The sequence below is a fragment of the Sphaerisporangium melleum genome, assembly GCF_014646695.1.
Lineage (GTDB): Bacteria > Actinomycetota > Actinomycetes > Streptosporangiales > Streptosporangiaceae > Sphaerisporangium > Sphaerisporangium melleum.
The window spans coordinates 123,443-138,026 of sequence record NZ_BMNT01000013.1 but is presented as its reverse complement, the minus strand read 5'-3'; the positions used below and the strand labels follow the sequence as shown (position 1 = coordinate 138,026).

Genomic DNA, 14,584 nt, shown 5'->3' with positions numbered 1-14,584 from the left:
CCGGGGCGGCGGGGCGCGAATAATGCGCCGGATCGTGCGCACCGATACCGATGAGAGGAATTCTCCGGGTTTATTGGTGACTGCGAAAGGGGTGCGATTCGCCGCCATGATGGGCTGCCGCATCGTCGACTCCGTGCGCATGTGTCCGCCTGGCCGAGGTGACGGATCGCACGGTGCGCTGCGCGCCCGGAACCTAAGGTGCAATGGCGGTCGATGCCGACGAGAGGCGTGATTCGCGGGCGCGATCGTCGCCGGCGGGCCCCGGCGTGGCGTACGTTCGGTGCTCCTCCGCCGCTTCCTGGTTCGCGGGCACGACCGGTGATCGCCGGTAGGCCCGTCCGGTGGCCACGCGCGGCGGCGACCGGTCCGATCTACCCTTAAAGTGGCACTTCGCTGGACAGCTCCCCGTGCACCGAACAGGCGTTCGCCGGATACGCATGTCCGCGACCCCTCCCGTGCGCGCCGATGTGAGAGGACCGGCCCGTGCAGATGACGGCTCGACCCGCCACGCGCCCGCCGGCGGCGGATCCGGTTCCCGCCGCGGCTCCCCGCCAGGCCCGGCTGGCCGGCCACGCCGGGCTCGGCCTGATCGCGCTGGCCGTCGTCCTGATGGCGGTCATCGGCCTGCTCGGGCCGTCCGCGGCGGTGCCCGACGTCGGCGGCGACGGCCCGCCGTGGTCCCTGCGGGCCGCCCCCGCCGACCTGGCGGTGCTCGTCCTGTGCTGGACGGTGGTCATCGCCGGCGGCCTCGGCCTCGCCGTCGCGCTCGGCGGGCTGCGCCGCGGCTGGCGCCCGCCGCGCGGCCTGATCCCGGTCGCCGCCGTGCTCGCCGTCGCCGTCCTCGCGGTGCTGCCGCCCGCGGGCTCCACCGACGTGCTGAACTACGCCGTGTACGGCCGGATCGCCGCCCTCGGCCACGACCCGTACGTCACCACCCCCGCCTGGCTGCACGAGATCGCCGACCCCGTCGGCCGGTACGCGCCGCTCGCCTGGCGGCACGCCCCCTCGGTGTACGGGCCGCTGGCCACCTGGGCGCAGGCCGCCGCCGCCACGCTCGGCGGGGGCACGATGGCGGGCACCGTGCTGCTGCTCAAGCTCCTGACCGCCGGGGCATTCCTGCTGACGGCGCTCATGCTGGACCGGCTCGCCGGCCCTGGCCGCGAGCGGCGCCTGCGCGTCCACCTGCTGTGGACCCTCAACCCACTGATGCTGTGGCACGTCGTGCTCGGCGGCCATGTGGACGGCCTCGGCGCGGCCCTGCTGGTCGCGGCCCTGCTCGCGCTGGGCCGGGGCGGCGTGGCCGCGGGCCTGGCGGCGGGCGTGCTGCTCGGCGCCGCGGCCGCGGTCAAGGCCCCGTTCATCCTGGCCGGGGCGGGTCTGGCCTGGGCGGCCCGGCGATCACCCGCCACCCTCCTGGCGCTGGGCATGGGCGCCGGCACCGCGCTGCTCGCCGCGTACGCGACTCAGGGGCCGGAGGCGCTGAGCAACCTGCTGGGCAAGATCGGGGCGCACTCGCTGGCCGATCCATGGCGGGTGATCACCGACGCGATGGGCCTCGGCGTGCAGTCGTCCGTGCTGGAGGGGCGCCTCGCGCTCGCCGCGGGCATCCTCATCGCGGTGCTGCTGTGCCTTGGTCTTCCGCCCGGGCCCGCGGGCTCGCACCCGCGGATGCCGGCCGGCGCCGCCGCGGCCCTCGCGCCGATCACCGGGGACGGCCGTGGCGTCCCGTCCCTCGGGCAGGCCGCCGTACGCCCCGCTCTGGCCTGGTGCCTGGGCTGGCTGCTCACCTCCCCGGTGGGCCATCCGTGGTACGACGCCATGGTGTTCCCGCTGCTCGCCCTGATGCCGGCGGGCCGGCTGGACGGGTTGACGGCCGCCCGCGGCGTCGTCACCGGTCTCATCTACCTGCCCGGCGCGGTGGGCGTCCTGACCCCGGCGGCCTTCACCCAGTGGATCTTCGAGGTCTACCGTCCCTGGGTCGCCCCGCTGGCCGCGGACCTGATCATCATCTGCGTGGTGGGGCTCGCCGTGGCGGGCGCGTTCCGCCACAGAGCGAGAGCCCGGGGCGGTGGAGCGGCCTAGGCGATGAGCCGGGTGACATGCAGTCGCTCGTCCAGCGCGGCCACGCTGCGGGTGCGGTGCCAGGGGCCGAGCTTCTCGCGCGTCTCCATCACCGAGCGCACCAGCCGGGGAGAGGTGTTGCGCGCGGCCAGGCGGGCCGCCTCACCGAGATGCTCGCACGCCTGCTCGATGTCACGCAGCTCCAGGTGGGCCTGGGCCGTCTTCAACCGGATGTAGGCGGCGTTGCGGACGAACGCCGGGTCGATGCCGGCCGCCGCGGTGGTGGCGACATCCAGCGCCCGCGCCGGGTCGCCGGTGTCGAGCAGGCAGCCCGCCTTGGTCGACAGATATTGCCCCTCCCCATAGAAGGGGACGAGCCGGGCCCCCGGATCGTCCGCGGCGGCGCCGTGCAGCTCGCGCTCGGCCTGCTCCACCGAGCGGAAGCAACGGGCCTGGTCCTGGCGTCGCTCTCCCCGCGCCGATCGGCGCACCACGGCGGCGTAGGCGCGGGCGCCGACGTCGCACGCGTAGGCGGTCAGTAAGCGGCTGCCCGCCCGCTGCCCCCAGGCGAGCGCCCCGAGCGCGTGCTCGACGCCGAGCCGCGGGTCGCCGCGCCAGGTGGCGAGCTGGCTCCAGTTCGCCAGCACCATGCTGCACATCGCGTCGTCGTCGGCCTGGTGCGCGGCCTCACGCGCCTGCGCGTAGTGGTGGTCCGCCCCGCGGAAGTCGTTCAGGTTGAACAGCATCCAGGCCGTGCAGCGATGGATGTCGGCGAGCAGCGACAGCGTCTTGGCGCGCATGTGCCCCGGCACGCCCGCCGACAGCAGTCCGGCGACGAGCTGCCGCTGCGCGAGCACCGTGGCCAGCGCGGCCTGCGGCCCGAGCGCGTCCTCCTGGCGCATGGCGTGCCGCAGCACCGCCTGGACGTGGCCGAGCGTGGCGTCGTCCACCCTGCTCGGATCGGCTCCCGCCATCGCCGGCCGCTGCGACTCGTCTGCCCTGTCGGCCAGAGGCGAGGCGTAAGCGGAGGTCGCCGCCGCCCCGATGAGGGCGAGAGCGTCACGTCGGTTCATCTGTGTTGCCCAATCGGTGAATGCCTGGACGAGCCGGTCGTACTCCCGCTCGCGCTGTTGCGCCGGAGACATCGGCCCGGGAAGGGGTTGGGAAGGAAGCACGGCCTGGATCTCGCTGAAGGCGAGCGTGGCCGGACGGGGCGAGGGCACGGCGTCACGGGCGCGGGCGGCCATCACGTTCTGGTCGGACGCCGTGTGGTCCTCGCCGTCGACCAGGTCGCGCGCCCGGCACCCGTATATGCGGGCCAGCCGGTTGAGCCCGGCCACCGGAGGCTCGTTGCCGGTGATCGCCGGCCAGGCCTCCCACGAGCCGAGCTTACGGACGCTGAACGGCTCGGACGGCCACAGCGCCCTCCACTCGTCCACCACGCGTTCCTGCGTGTACCGATGGGCCTCGCGGAACGCCTGACGGGAGTTGAGCCGGTAGCGGCGCTGGAACTCCCTCGCGATCTCGGTCCACGTCGCCCCCCGGTCCCGTAGCTCGGTGGTGAGGCGGTCCATCTCCTCTTTGAGGCTGCGCGGTTTCCGCGGCATAGCAATACCCCTCCGTGCCCCCGTGTGTATCGCCGACACCGAGAGTAGCCAAAGTAGCCACCCGGCTACGCTGGGTTGCCGGTAATCGGCGGCCGGATCGCCGGTTTCCGCGCCGTCCGGCCGCGCGCCGCCCGGAACAGGGGTTCCGCGGTACAGACACACCCTGCCCCGTCGCCTGTTGACGCCGATGCCGCCCGCCCGAAGGTAAAGGTCCACCCCGTTAGCCGGATCGGGGGTCCGGGTGCGGGGCCGTGTCGCGGCCGGCGCACCCCGAGCGAAAGGCCAGGGAGATTCGAGATGATCAGCATCCCGTCATGTCCCCGCGAGGTTCGCTGGGAACTGCGCGCCGAGCCGGGCGTCACGGCCGAGTGCCGCGCGGTGGTCCGCGAGATCCTCGCCGAGTGGGACCTGCACGACCTGATCGACGACGTGGTGGTCGTCGTCACCGAACTGCTCGCCAACGCCCTCGTCCACGGCGGGCCGCCCGTGCGCGTCGCGCTCGGGATGGCGCCGGGCACCGTGACCGGGTCGGTCACCGACCACGGGGACGGCTGGCCTCAGCCGCGTCCCGCCGACACCGACGCCGAGCACGGCCGCGGGCTGGGCATCGTCGCCGCGCTGACCGACAGCTGGGGGGTGGCGCCGTTGCCGGGCGGGGGCAAGAGCATCTGGTTCACCCGCTCCCGGCGAAGCGGGGGGTGAGGCGGCGGGAAGTGCGCGGTGGCTGATGCCGGGGAGAGGGCGCCGCCTGCACGTCCTGGAGCGGCACGCGGGCCGCATGCCCGTCAGAGCGGCGAGTAGAGCACCAGGACGTTGCCCGACGGGTCGCGCAGCACCGCGCGGGTCTCGTGCGGCCCGGCCTCGGGACCGGCGAGCAGTTCGGCGCCCGCCGCGACCAGCGCGTCCACTGTCCCGGAGAGGTCACCCACTTTGTAGGACGGCGCCGTGGCCGTCCCCGCGACCTGCTCGGCCGGCGCGGCGAGCGCGATGGTCACTCCGCCCGCGTCCAGCGCGGCGAACCGGTCGCCGTCCCTGAACTTCACCGTCAGGCCGAGGGCCTCCACGTAGAAGGCCAGGGCCTTGTCCAGGTCGTCCACCGGGATCAGGACGTTGCCGAGCTTCTGCGCGCGCGTGCTCACCGGGACCTCCACCGGGGTAGACCGTGCCGATCATCGCTGGGTCGGTGCCTGCCGACGCCGATCGGCGCCGCCGGCGTCCACCCGAGAGTCTTCCCGACGATGGCCCGCCGCGCATCCGATCACTTGCGCAACGCCGCACCCGGACCGCCGCGCGTCCACGGCGTGCGACCGTCGCCTGGCGGGTGACGCGCGCTCCACCCGCCGAAGACCCGCGTCCCTTACCTGCCATGGCGGTTAAGCAGCCCTGCCACGCTGCTTGGGGGCATCGCAGGTCAGCAGGGAGTGTCCCCGCACGTGCACGGGGCGCGGGATCACCGGCCGGAGCCTTGGCGAGCGTGCGGGACCCGCTCAGGGCGCTGCCCGTCGGCCGGGTCAGGTCAAGATCGGGCCGTCGCTCGTCGGCTCGTCCCGCGGTTCCGTGGAGGGCGGGTCGTCGGGCTCGCCGGGCGGGTTCTCCTTCGGCGGGTCGCTCTCGGTCGGGTCAGGGCTCGGCTCGGCGCAGGGCTCGCCTCTGCGGGTGCGCTGGGCCGAGTCGCTCGCCGTGCCGAGGGCGCTGGTGACGGTCACCGTGACCGTTCGCACGTCCACGTATCCACAGCGGGGAGCGGCGAACCGGACGGTGAACACCCGGTCGTAGACCGAGCCGCCCGACAGGGTCGCCCGGCGCGCGGCCGAACGGGTGACCGTACCGTCTCCGGCCCGGACCGACTGCTGGAAGGCCGCCGCCAGCCTGACGGCGTCCGGGGCCGCGCTTCTGACCCTGACCCGCAGGGTGCGCCCGTCCCAGGAAGAGATCGACACCGTCGGCGGGGCGCACTTCGGCCCGTCGACCGCGACCTCCTTGGCCTGGGTGCCGTTCGGCGCCGCGGGCTGGGTGGTCACCCGGACTCCGAAGTAGACCGTCTCGCCGCAGGGGACCTTGCCCAGGTCACCGGACAGTGACAGCGCGTAGGAGGTGTCGCCGGACAGGGGGCGGGTCGCCCGGTCCACCACCTGAGCGCCGCTCTCACCCTGCCTACGGGTGAACTCGGCGGAAAGCCGCACCTCGCCCGGCCCGCTCGTACGCACGCCGACCCGCGCGGCCTTGCCGTTCCATCGCACGGTCAGCGCGCCGACCGAGGGCGGCGGGCACGCATCCCCCTTGACCGTGACCGTCCGGCTGCGCGCGCCGCCGTCCGCGCCGGGCGCGGTGGCCACCGTGACCTGCCGGTAGACGGTGGTGCCGCACGCGGGGGCGGGGAAACCGGCCGCGGCCTGGCGGGTGTAGGCGGTGGACCCGGCCAGCGCGAACGTCTGCGCCGGCCCGGGGGTGAGGCGGGAGCGCGAGGATCCCTGGGCGAAGTGGACGGTCAGCGTGACGTTCTGCGAGGTGGAGGTGCGCACCTGAACCGTCGTGGCGCGCCCGTCGAACGCGGCGATGGCCAGCTCGCGCACCGTGACCGGAGACGGGCTCGGCGTCGGAGTGGGCGTTGGCGTCGGGCTGGGCTTTGGACTCGGGCTGGGACTGGGCTTCGGACTTGGGCTAGGGCTGGGCGTGGGGCTTGGGCTTGGGCTGGGGGTGGGCTTCGGACTTGGGGTCGGGCTCGGGCTGAGGGTGGGCTTTGGGCTGGGGCTTGGACTGGGGGTGGGCTTTGGGCTCGGCGTGGGCTTCGGGCTCGGGGTGGGCGTCGGCGTGTGCTGCGCCGCGGGCGAGCCGTCACCGCTCGGCACCGGGTCGGGAGAGGTGTCCACGGCCGCCGACGGCGGGGACTCGGGCTCGGAGGCCGTCTCCTGCGGACTCGGTGAGACCGGGGCCTTGGCCGGCGCCTTGCTCGGCCCGCCCTGGGGGACCTCCACGACGGCCCGGGTCGGGGATGTCGCGGCGGCCACGTCGCGCACCGGCGTGCCCCGGTTGACGGCCAGCCCGATGATCAGCGCGCCCACCGCGACGATGCCCGCGCCCGCCAGCAGCCGCCCGGGGTGGCGTACCCCGCGCAGGGGGCGCAGCGGGCCGCGCAGCACCGTCTCGGCCAGACTGGTGCTGGTCTGCGGCGCCTGGTCCGCGCGCGGGAACTTCAGCGCCAGCAGCGCGACGAGCTTGGCCAGGTGGCGCCGCCCGCGCTCCTCCCACTCGGGCCCGTACGCCGCGATCGCCGCCGTCTCCAGTTCGGCGACGAAGGTTCTGGCCGTCGCCGGGCGGTCGGAGGGGTTCTTCGCCATGCCGCGGGCCACCAGGGGGCGCACCGAGCCGGGCACCGCTTCGAGCGGGACGGGGGCCGCCTGGTGCTGGTGCCGCAGCGCGGCGGGGTGGTCGGCGCGGTAGGGACGGCTCCCGGTCAGGCACTCGAAGAAGACGCAGGTGGCGGCGTAGACATCGGTCGCCGGACCGGCCGGCGCGCCGTTCCACTGCTCGGGCGCCATGTAAGGCGGCGTGCCCGAGGGCAGGCCGGGCCGCCCGGCCGGAGTGGCGATGCCGAAGTCGGCGAGCTTGCTGAACCCGTCGGCCCGCACCAGGACGTTCTCGGGCTTGTAGTCGCGGTGCACGATGCCCGCGGCGTGCGCGGCGGACAGGCCGAGCAGGGAGCCCTTGAGCACGACCAGCGCGGCCTCGGGGCTGGTGGACCCGTGCTCGTGCAGAATCGTGCGGAGCGAGACGCCGTTGACCAGTTCCATGACGATGGCCGCACCGAGCGGGCTCTCGACGTACTCGTAGAAGCGCACGATGTTCGGGTCGCCGATCTCGACCATCGTGCGCGCCTCCTCCCGGAAGGCGGCGAGGAAGCGCGCGTCGGACCGCAGTTCGTCGCTGAGGTATTTGATCGCCACATGGGCGCCGGTCTCGGTGTAGACGGCCAGGACGACCCGGCCGCTCCCGCCGGAGCCGAGCACGCGTTCTTCCCGGTATCCCGGTACGGACCAGGCGTCCATCTTGTCCCCTCGGCGCGATGATGCTCCTGACTCCCCAGACGAAGGTCTCACCCGATACGCCGGTTGTCACGGATTTGGTAGATCATTGCGGTGACGATTCGATTACGGAAGGTATGCCCGTTAAGCATAGGTCAAGGTCGGGGCGGCTTTCCGGAGGGGATCCATCACGAGCAGACCAAGCCGCTGGGTGGCACAGAGGTCACGGAACGGGCCGCCGACGGCCGTGCCGAGCCCGGCGAACCCGGGTGGCCGCCGTCTTGGCTGCTTCTGTCCGGCAGGACACGGAAGACCGTCATGGAGCCTCGCGAGGTCCGGCCCGGACGGGCTGTCAGGGACATCACCCGGCCGGCATGTCCACGCGCGGGCGCAGGAGGGCGCCCCGCCGGCAGGTCACGCAACGGGGGGGCGGCACCTCCGGGGCGCAGGCCTCTCCCGGCGGGTACGCCGTTTCAGGCGTCCGGCTCGGGCGGGATGCCGAGCAGGCGGGCGGAGGCGGACTCGTGGGCGATCCTGCGCAGCACGTCGAACACCTTGCCGTACAGCACCGTGCCGACCACCAGCGACTCGACGGCCACCTCGCGGGGGCCGTCCATCGGCACCTTCCCCATCTCGTACGCGGCCACCAGGCCCATGACCGTTTCGGCGTAGTGGCGCAACTCGTCCTCGTCGGCGGCGCGTCCGAGCTGCTCCAGGCGCATCAGCACCTGCGCCAGCTCGTCCCGGGTGGGGGCGCCACGGGTGACCTGCCAGCCGAGCCCGTCGATCAGCCGGTCGACCCGCTCCCGCGCGGCGCCGTACACCTCGTCGGCGGGATCGGTCTCAACGGGAGGGGACAGGGCGTAGTGGGCGGTGCCGAGCATCCGGTGGACCGGCGTCTCCTCGTCCTCCACCGCCGCCACGATCTTGCCGATCGCGGCGACCGGCAGGCGGCCGACCTCCAGCAGGGCGCGGATCAGGCGCAGCCGGCGCAGGTGGGTGTCACCGTACTCGGCCCGTGTGGCGCCGGTGTGCTCGCCTTGGGGAAGGAGGCCCTCACGCAGGTAGTACTTGATCGTGGGGATCGGCACCCCGGAGGTGGCGCTGAGCTCGGAGATCCGCATGCCGCCATCGTAGCGCTTGGATAGTGACGGTATCCAATAACTGTGCCCGCCTCGGGCGGGCGGCGCCGTCGGAGCGGCGGCCGGGAGCGCCGCGAAGAGGGGCTCAGGTGTGCTGAGGAGAGCGCTCGCCGACGGCCAGGCCGTCGAACAGGATCGTGATGTAGTGCTCGGCGATGTGGGCGGTGTTGAGCCGGCCGCCCGGGCGGAACCAGCGCACGGCCACCCAGATGCTGTCGCGGATCATGCGGTAGGTCAGCTTGGGGTCGACGTCCGGCCGGAGCAGCCCCTCGCTCTGCCCGCGCTTGATCTGGCCGATCCACATGCGCTCGACCTCGTCCTCGGCCTTGATGAGGTAGTCGAAGCGGTCGCCGGGCAGGGAGCGCAGGTAGTTCCAGTCGTTCTGCATCACCGTGATCGCGGCCCGATGCGGCTCCAGGTTGCTGAAACCGATGCGCACCATCTCGGACAGGACGCTGCGCGCGTCGCCGCCCCTGGCGAGGACCTCGCGGTAGCGCCCGATAATGTCGTCCAGGAACGTCGACAGCACCTCGTCGACGATCGTCTCTTTGGAGTCGAAGTGGTGGTACAGGCTGCCCGAGAGGATGCCCGCCTCGTCGGCGATCTGGCGCACGGTCGTCGCCTGGAACCCCTTGCGGGCGAAGAGCTCGGCGGCGAGCTTGACGAGGTGCTCGCGGCGCTCGGAGGCCGAGCCCGCCGCGGCCGTGCGCCGCGCCGCGCCCTGGCGCCTGGACGTCGGGGAGTCGCCGGCCGAGCCCGCCTCGCCCGCGACCGCCGGCGCGCCGCCGGAGTTCTTTCGCGTGTTCACGTCCTCCATTATGGGCCTCCGCGCAATCGCTTGTTCACGGCCGAGCATCGTTAGACGCCTGCTCATCCCATGTTCCATGCTCGGCCAAGCGCTTGCTAGCAGCAGTTCGAAAGAGGTCGCAGGGCTGCCTCGCCGGATCTGACCACCACGGAAGTGGGACGCCACCGACGCCAGGAGGCCGCGGTCGCTGCCCGAGACGATGGCGCCGCGGTTGCGGTCGATGATGCGGACGCGAACCATCACCTTCGCACCCCGGCATCGCTCCGGCCCACGGCCGCCGCCGGGGGACGGTCCCTTGGGGCGCGGGGTCGGCAGGAGCTCCCCGGCTACGGGTGAGCCGGAACCTTGGCGCGGCCGGACTCGGCGCCGGTCCGGGGGATCGGCCGTACGGACGCGGGAGCCCGCCGCGAAACCTTCGCCGTGGTGGCGCGCGTGGGCGTACCGGCGAGGACGGGAGGGAACGCGGCCGGGGGGAGCGTGGAGCGAGGGCTCCGGCCTGGTCACAGGAACGCGTAGCACTCCACTTCGGCCCGGCGGTAGGTCAGGCCCTTGGCCACGGAGTCACGCACGCACCGGCGTTCGCGCTCGCTGAGCTTCAGCTTGCCGCAGACGGTCACGCCCGAGTAGGTGCGGCAGTCGAGGTCGGGCGCCCTCTCGCCGATGCGGTAGTCGCGCTGAACCTCGGCCCGGCAGTCGGAGCGCGCCTGCGCGGTGTCGGCATAGCGGCATTGACGGGTGAGAATGCGGTATTGCTGGGCGCTCACCTGCCGCCGGTCGTCATGACCGGGTGGCCCGCCGCCGGCGGCGGTGGCGCCGAACATGGTCGTCGTGACGAGCACGACCGCTGTGGTGAATTCTCTCATGACTCCCCCCGGTCATGAGTTTCTTACCCAGCGTGGCGTCTTCTCAAGAACCGTCCGCGTCGCGGCCTTCCGGCTCGTCGTGAAGCGTGTGTTCCCGGCGTCCGATCCGCCCGGCCCGTGCCCGGGCGGCGCGCACGACGGCGCGGTGGATCGGGGTGTAGCCGGTGCAGCGGCACAGGTTCGAGCCCACCACCGCCTCCAGCCGCTCGGGGTCGTCCGCGAGACCGGGGTCGTCCTCCAGGGCGGCCGCGGCGACCATGAGGAAGCCCGGCGTGCAGAAGCCGCACTGCAGCGCGTGCTCCGCCGAGAACGCCTCCTGAAGCGGGTGCGGGCGACCATCCGGTCCGGCGAGACCCTCCACCGTGCGGATGCTCCTCCCGTCGCACTGCACGGCCAGCACCAGGCACGACCGCACCGCCTCGCCGTCCAGCAGCACCGTGCACGCCCCGCACACCCCGAGCTCGCACCCTAGATGCGTCCCGGTCAGCCGGCAGTCCTCGCGCAGGACATCGGCGAGCGCGCGCCGCGGTTCCACCTCCAGCGGATGCTCGCGGCCGTTGACCGACAGGGTGATCCTCATCGCGCGCCTCCCGCCTCGCGATCGGCCTCGCCATGCGCCCGCAGGTCGGCCACGGCCCCGGACAGGGTCCGCGCGACCAGCACGGCGATGGCCTGCCTGCGGTACTCGGGGTCGGCGTACGGCTCGGCGACGGGCGCGGCGTCGTGTTCGGCGGCGATCCGGCCGGCCTGGGCGAACGGATGACCCGGAGGCGGCGTTCCGCCGCCCTCGGGCGGGGCCGCCGCCGCGCCGAGCAGCGAACGCTCGGCGGCCCGTGCCCGCACCGGCCGGTCGGCGCAGCCGGCCAGCCCGATGCGGGCGCCCGCCACCACGCCGTCGACCACGGTCAGCGCCGTGACCACGGCGACCTGGGCGAAGCAGAACGCGGTGCGCCGGTGCTCGGCGAACGCGACCCCGGTGCCGGCGTCGAGCAGGGGGACGCGCACGGCGGTGATCAGCTCCGCCGGGGCGCGCGCCGTCGCGTGCGGCCCGAGGAAGAAGTCCCGGGCCGCGGCGACGCGTTCCCCCGCGGGCCCGCGCAGTTCGACCTCGGCGTCCAGGGCGACGGCCATCGCGCACCACTCGGAGGCGGGGTGAGCCCAGGCGAGGCTGCCGGCCATCGTGCCACGGGCGCGGATCGGCGGATGGGCGATGTCGGCGACGGCCAGCGAGAGCAACCGGCCCAGCGGGCCGGGCGCCACGCCAGCAGACTCGAACGCCCGGTGGCGGACCAGCGCGCCCGCCACCAGCGCTCCCTCCTCCACCCGCACCTGGCCGAGCCCGGTGATGCCGTTGATGTCGACCAGCGCGTCCGGGCGGGCGCGGCCCAGGCGCATGTCGAGCAGGAGGCTCTGCCCACCGGCCAGCACCCGTGCGTCCCGGCCCGCCGCCGCGAGCGCGTCCACGGCCTCGCCGACGGTGGCCGGCGCCAGGTAGTCGAAGGCGGGGAGCTTCATCGTCCGCCCTCCACCCCCTGATCGCCCTCCGTCCCTCCGTCTCCGCCGAACCCGCCTTGCGCGGCGCGCGCCGCCCGCCACACCACGTCCGGGGTCAGCGGCATCTGGATCAGCGTGGGATCGGGGAGACGCAACGCGTCGGCGACGGCGTTGATGATGGCCGCGGGGGTGCCGATGCACCCGGACTCCCCGGCCCCCTTGGCGCCGAGCGGCGTGACCGGGGTCGGCGTGATCGTCGTCAGCACCTCGATCGGCGGGACCTCGGCGAACGTCGGCAGCAGGTAGTCCAGCAGCCCGTTGGGCAGAAGGGGCACCCCCGCCTCGTCGTAGGGCACCCCTTCGTACAGGGCCTGGCCGATGCCCTGCACGGCCGAGCCCAGAGCCTGCCCGTGCACCGCCGCCGGGTTGAGCACCACCCCGCAGTCGTCCACCGCGACCAGCCGCAGCACGTGGACCGAGCCCAGGTCAGGGTCGATCTCCACGACGGCCGCGTGCGTGCCGAACGGGAAGGCCATGTCGCCCTCGAACCGCTCGTCCACCCGGAGCGGCCCGGTGGCCCGCACCAGTTCGCCGAGGGAGAGGCCGGGCGAGACGCCCCGCACCGGGCGCAGGACGCCGCCCGACCAGGCCACCTCCGCGACCGGCAGCTCCCACAGCGTCGCGGCCCGCAGCCGGGCCTGCTCGATGAGGGCCTTGGCGGCCCGCTGGAGCGCCGCCCCGCCGATCTGCGCCGTGCGGCTGGCGTACGAGCCCATGCCCTCGGCCACCTCGCCGGTGTCCCCCTCGACCAGCCGGACGCGCGTCGCGGGCACGCTGAGCACCTCGGACACCAGGTCGGTGAAGGTGGTCTCATGGCTCTGCCCGGCCGCGGCGCCGCCGCAGCGGGCGACGAACGTGCCGTCCGGGCAGGCCTCGACACCGCCGAACTCGTGCAGCCCGCCCGGCTCGCCGCCGGACCGTTCGACGTAGCAGGCCAGCCCGATGCCGAGCGGCCGGGCGGCGGGATCGGCCCGGCGCCGTGCCTGTTCGGCCCGCCACCCGTCGTAGTCCAGGGTGCGCAGCGCCAGCTCCAGCGCGGCGGCGTAGTCGCCGCTGTCGTACCGCCGACCGGTCGGGGTGTCGTACGGGAAGCTCCCAGGCGGGATCAGGTTGCGCCGCCGCAGCTCGGCAGGGTCCAAGCCGAGCCGGCGGGCCACCTCGTCCACTGTGCGTTCCAGCGCGGCCGTCGCCTCCGGCCGCCCGGCGCCGCGGTAGGGATAGGTCATCATCGTGTTCGTGAGCACCGAGCGCACGGTGGCGTGCACGCGAGGGGTGGTGTACGGCCCGGTCGCCATGCGGGCGGTCTGCAGGGGAAGCCCCGACCCGAGGTGCGGGTAGGCCCCGACATCGGCGTCGATCGCCAGCTCGTACGCCAGCAGGTGCCCATCGGCGTCGGCGGCCAGCCGCACCCGCTGGTCCTGGCCGCGCCCGCGCGTCGCGGCGAGCAGCGACTCCATGCGGTCCTCGACCCACCGGACCGGCCGTCCCAGCCGCAGGGCCAGGTGCGCGGCCACGATGTACTCGGGGAAGGTCGGGCTCTTGGACCCGAACGCGCCGCCGCTGTCCGGCACGATCACGCGGATGCGGTCCGGCGGGCACCTCAGCAGCGCGGCCAGTTCCCGGTGCAGCCGGTGCGGCATCTGGTGCGAGCACCACACCGTCAACCCGTCCACGGTGGGGGCGGCGAGGAAGACGCGGCACTCCATCGGCGTGGGCAGCAGCACCTGCTGGCGGTATCGCGCCTCGACCACGACGGCGGCCTCACGCCACACCGTCTCGTCGATCGGCCTGCCGGCCGAGCCCTCCAGCGCGACATTGCTCAGCCCTTCGAACAGGGTCACCGGGCTCTCCAGCGCGGTGGCGGTGTCCACCATCGCGGGCAGCGGGTCGATCACGACCTTGACCTCGGCCGCTCCGTCCTCGGCCCGGTAGCGGTCCTCGCCGACGACCACGGCGACCGCCTCGCCGGCGTACCGCACCCGGTCGGTGGCCAGCACGGGCCAGTCGCGTCCGGCCACCGCTCCCGGCGTCGACAGGCCGGCCAGGAGCGTCGGCGGTACCGGTGGCAGGTCCGGCAGGCCGATGGCCGGCACGGCGCACGAGGAAACAGCGGACAGATCGGCGGCCGCCCAGGCACCCGCGACCCCGGGCACCAGCCGGGCCGCGGCGCAGCCCACCTCGCGCAGCCTGCCGTGCGCCACCGGGCTGCGGACGAAGGCCGCCTCCAGGCATCCGGGCATGTGCATGTCGGCGACGAACCGGCCGCGTCCGCTGAGCAACCGTTCGTCTTCCCGGCGGGCGTAAGCAGAAGACATGGGTCCCCCCGCTCCATCCTCACCGCCGCCCCGCCAAGCCCGCCCCCGCTCAAACCCCCCCACAGGCAAAGGTCCTCGCCTCCGCCCCCACAGGACCGCCCGGCCCACGTCTCCTCGGGTGGGGCTGATCGGTGGCCTCTGCCGCCGTGTCCGCGGGCTTCACGGACACGGCGGCAGAGGTGAAGCGAGCGGCGGGGCGGAGCGGCCGTGCG

The 14,584-nt window shown here is 74.1% G+C and carries 11 protein-coding genes; 2 read left to right on the top strand and 9 right to left on the bottom strand.

Features of this window, described 5'->3' with window-relative positions; genetic code table 11:
- The first annotated feature begins 489 nt into the window (after window positions 1–489).
- Complete coding sequence (locus IEY93_RS13620; RefSeq protein WP_189163392.1) at window positions 490–2,082, top strand: MptA/MptB family glycosyltransferase; 1,593 nt, start codon at window positions 490–492, stop codon at window positions 2,080–2,082.
- Here IEY93_RS13620 and IEY93_RS13615 read toward each other — a convergent pair.
- Window positions 2,079–3,668 (bottom strand): NsdA family TPR-like regulatory protein, encoded by a 1,590-nt coding sequence (locus IEY93_RS13615; RefSeq protein ID WP_189163391.1) that lies wholly within the window; start codon window positions 3,666–3,668, stop codon window positions 2,079–2,081. The two genes, IEY93_RS13620 and IEY93_RS13615, sit on opposite strands and share 4 nt — an antisense overlap.
- Window positions 3,669–3,965: 297 nt before the next feature.
- Between IEY93_RS13615 and IEY93_RS13610 the strand changes: the two genes are divergently transcribed.
- Window positions 3,966–4,370 carry an ATP-binding protein gene (locus IEY93_RS13610; protein ID WP_189163390.1) on the top strand — a complete coding sequence of 135 codons (405 nt, stop codon included), beginning with the start codon at window positions 3,966–3,968 and terminating at the stop codon, window positions 4,368–4,370.
- Between the two features lie 83 nt (window positions 4,371–4,453).
- Here the strand turns inward: IEY93_RS13610 and IEY93_RS13605 are convergent, their stop codons facing one another.
- From IEY93_RS13605 to IEY93_RS13570, 8 genes are all read right to left on the bottom strand, one after another.
- A complete protein-coding gene (locus IEY93_RS13605; protein ID WP_189163389.1) occupies window positions 4,454–4,807 on the bottom strand; it encodes a VOC family protein in 354 nt (117 codons plus the stop codon).
- 372 nt (window positions 4,808–5,179) lie between these two features.
- Entirely contained in the window at window positions 5,180–7,714 is a 2,535-nt protein-coding gene (locus IEY93_RS13600; protein ID WP_189163388.1) for a serine/threonine-protein kinase, read from the bottom strand.
- 449 nt (window positions 7,715–8,163) lie between these two features.
- On the bottom strand, window positions 8,164–8,814 hold the full coding sequence (locus IEY93_RS13595; protein ID WP_189163387.1) for a MerR family transcriptional regulator: 651 nt from the start codon (window positions 8,812–8,814) through the stop codon (window positions 8,164–8,166).
- Window positions 8,815–8,917: 103 nt separating this feature from the next.
- The gene (locus IEY93_RS13590; RefSeq protein ID WP_229691105.1) at window positions 8,918–9,640 is read right to left on the bottom strand and encodes a TetR/AcrR family transcriptional regulator; all 723 of its coding nucleotides are present in this window, start codon (window positions 9,638–9,640) and stop codon (window positions 8,918–8,920) included.
- 500 nt (window positions 9,641–10,140) lie between these two features.
- Window positions 10,141–10,503 (bottom strand): hypothetical protein, encoded by a 363-nt coding sequence (locus tag IEY93_RS13585; protein ID WP_189163385.1) that lies wholly within the window; start codon window positions 10,501–10,503, stop codon window positions 10,141–10,143.
- A gap of 43 nt (window positions 10,504–10,546) precedes the next feature.
- Entirely contained in the window at window positions 10,547–11,083 is a 537-nt protein-coding gene (locus tag IEY93_RS13580; protein ID WP_189163384.1) for a (2Fe-2S)-binding protein, read from the bottom strand.
- Window positions 11,080–12,018, bottom strand: coding sequence for an FAD binding domain-containing protein (locus IEY93_RS13575; RefSeq protein WP_189163383.1), 939 nt, complete (start codon window positions 12,016–12,018; stop codon window positions 11,080–11,082). The genes IEY93_RS13580 and IEY93_RS13575 overlap by 4 nt, the downstream gene beginning before the upstream one ends.
- Window positions 12,015–14,372, bottom strand: a complete 2,358-nt coding sequence (locus tag IEY93_RS13570) for a xanthine dehydrogenase family protein molybdopterin-binding subunit (RefSeq protein ID WP_203968048.1) — start codon at window positions 14,370–14,372, stop codon at window positions 12,015–12,017. Before IEY93_RS13570 ends, IEY93_RS13575 begins: the two co-directional genes overlap by 4 nt.
- Between the last annotated feature and the right edge of the window lie 212 nt (window positions 14,373–14,584).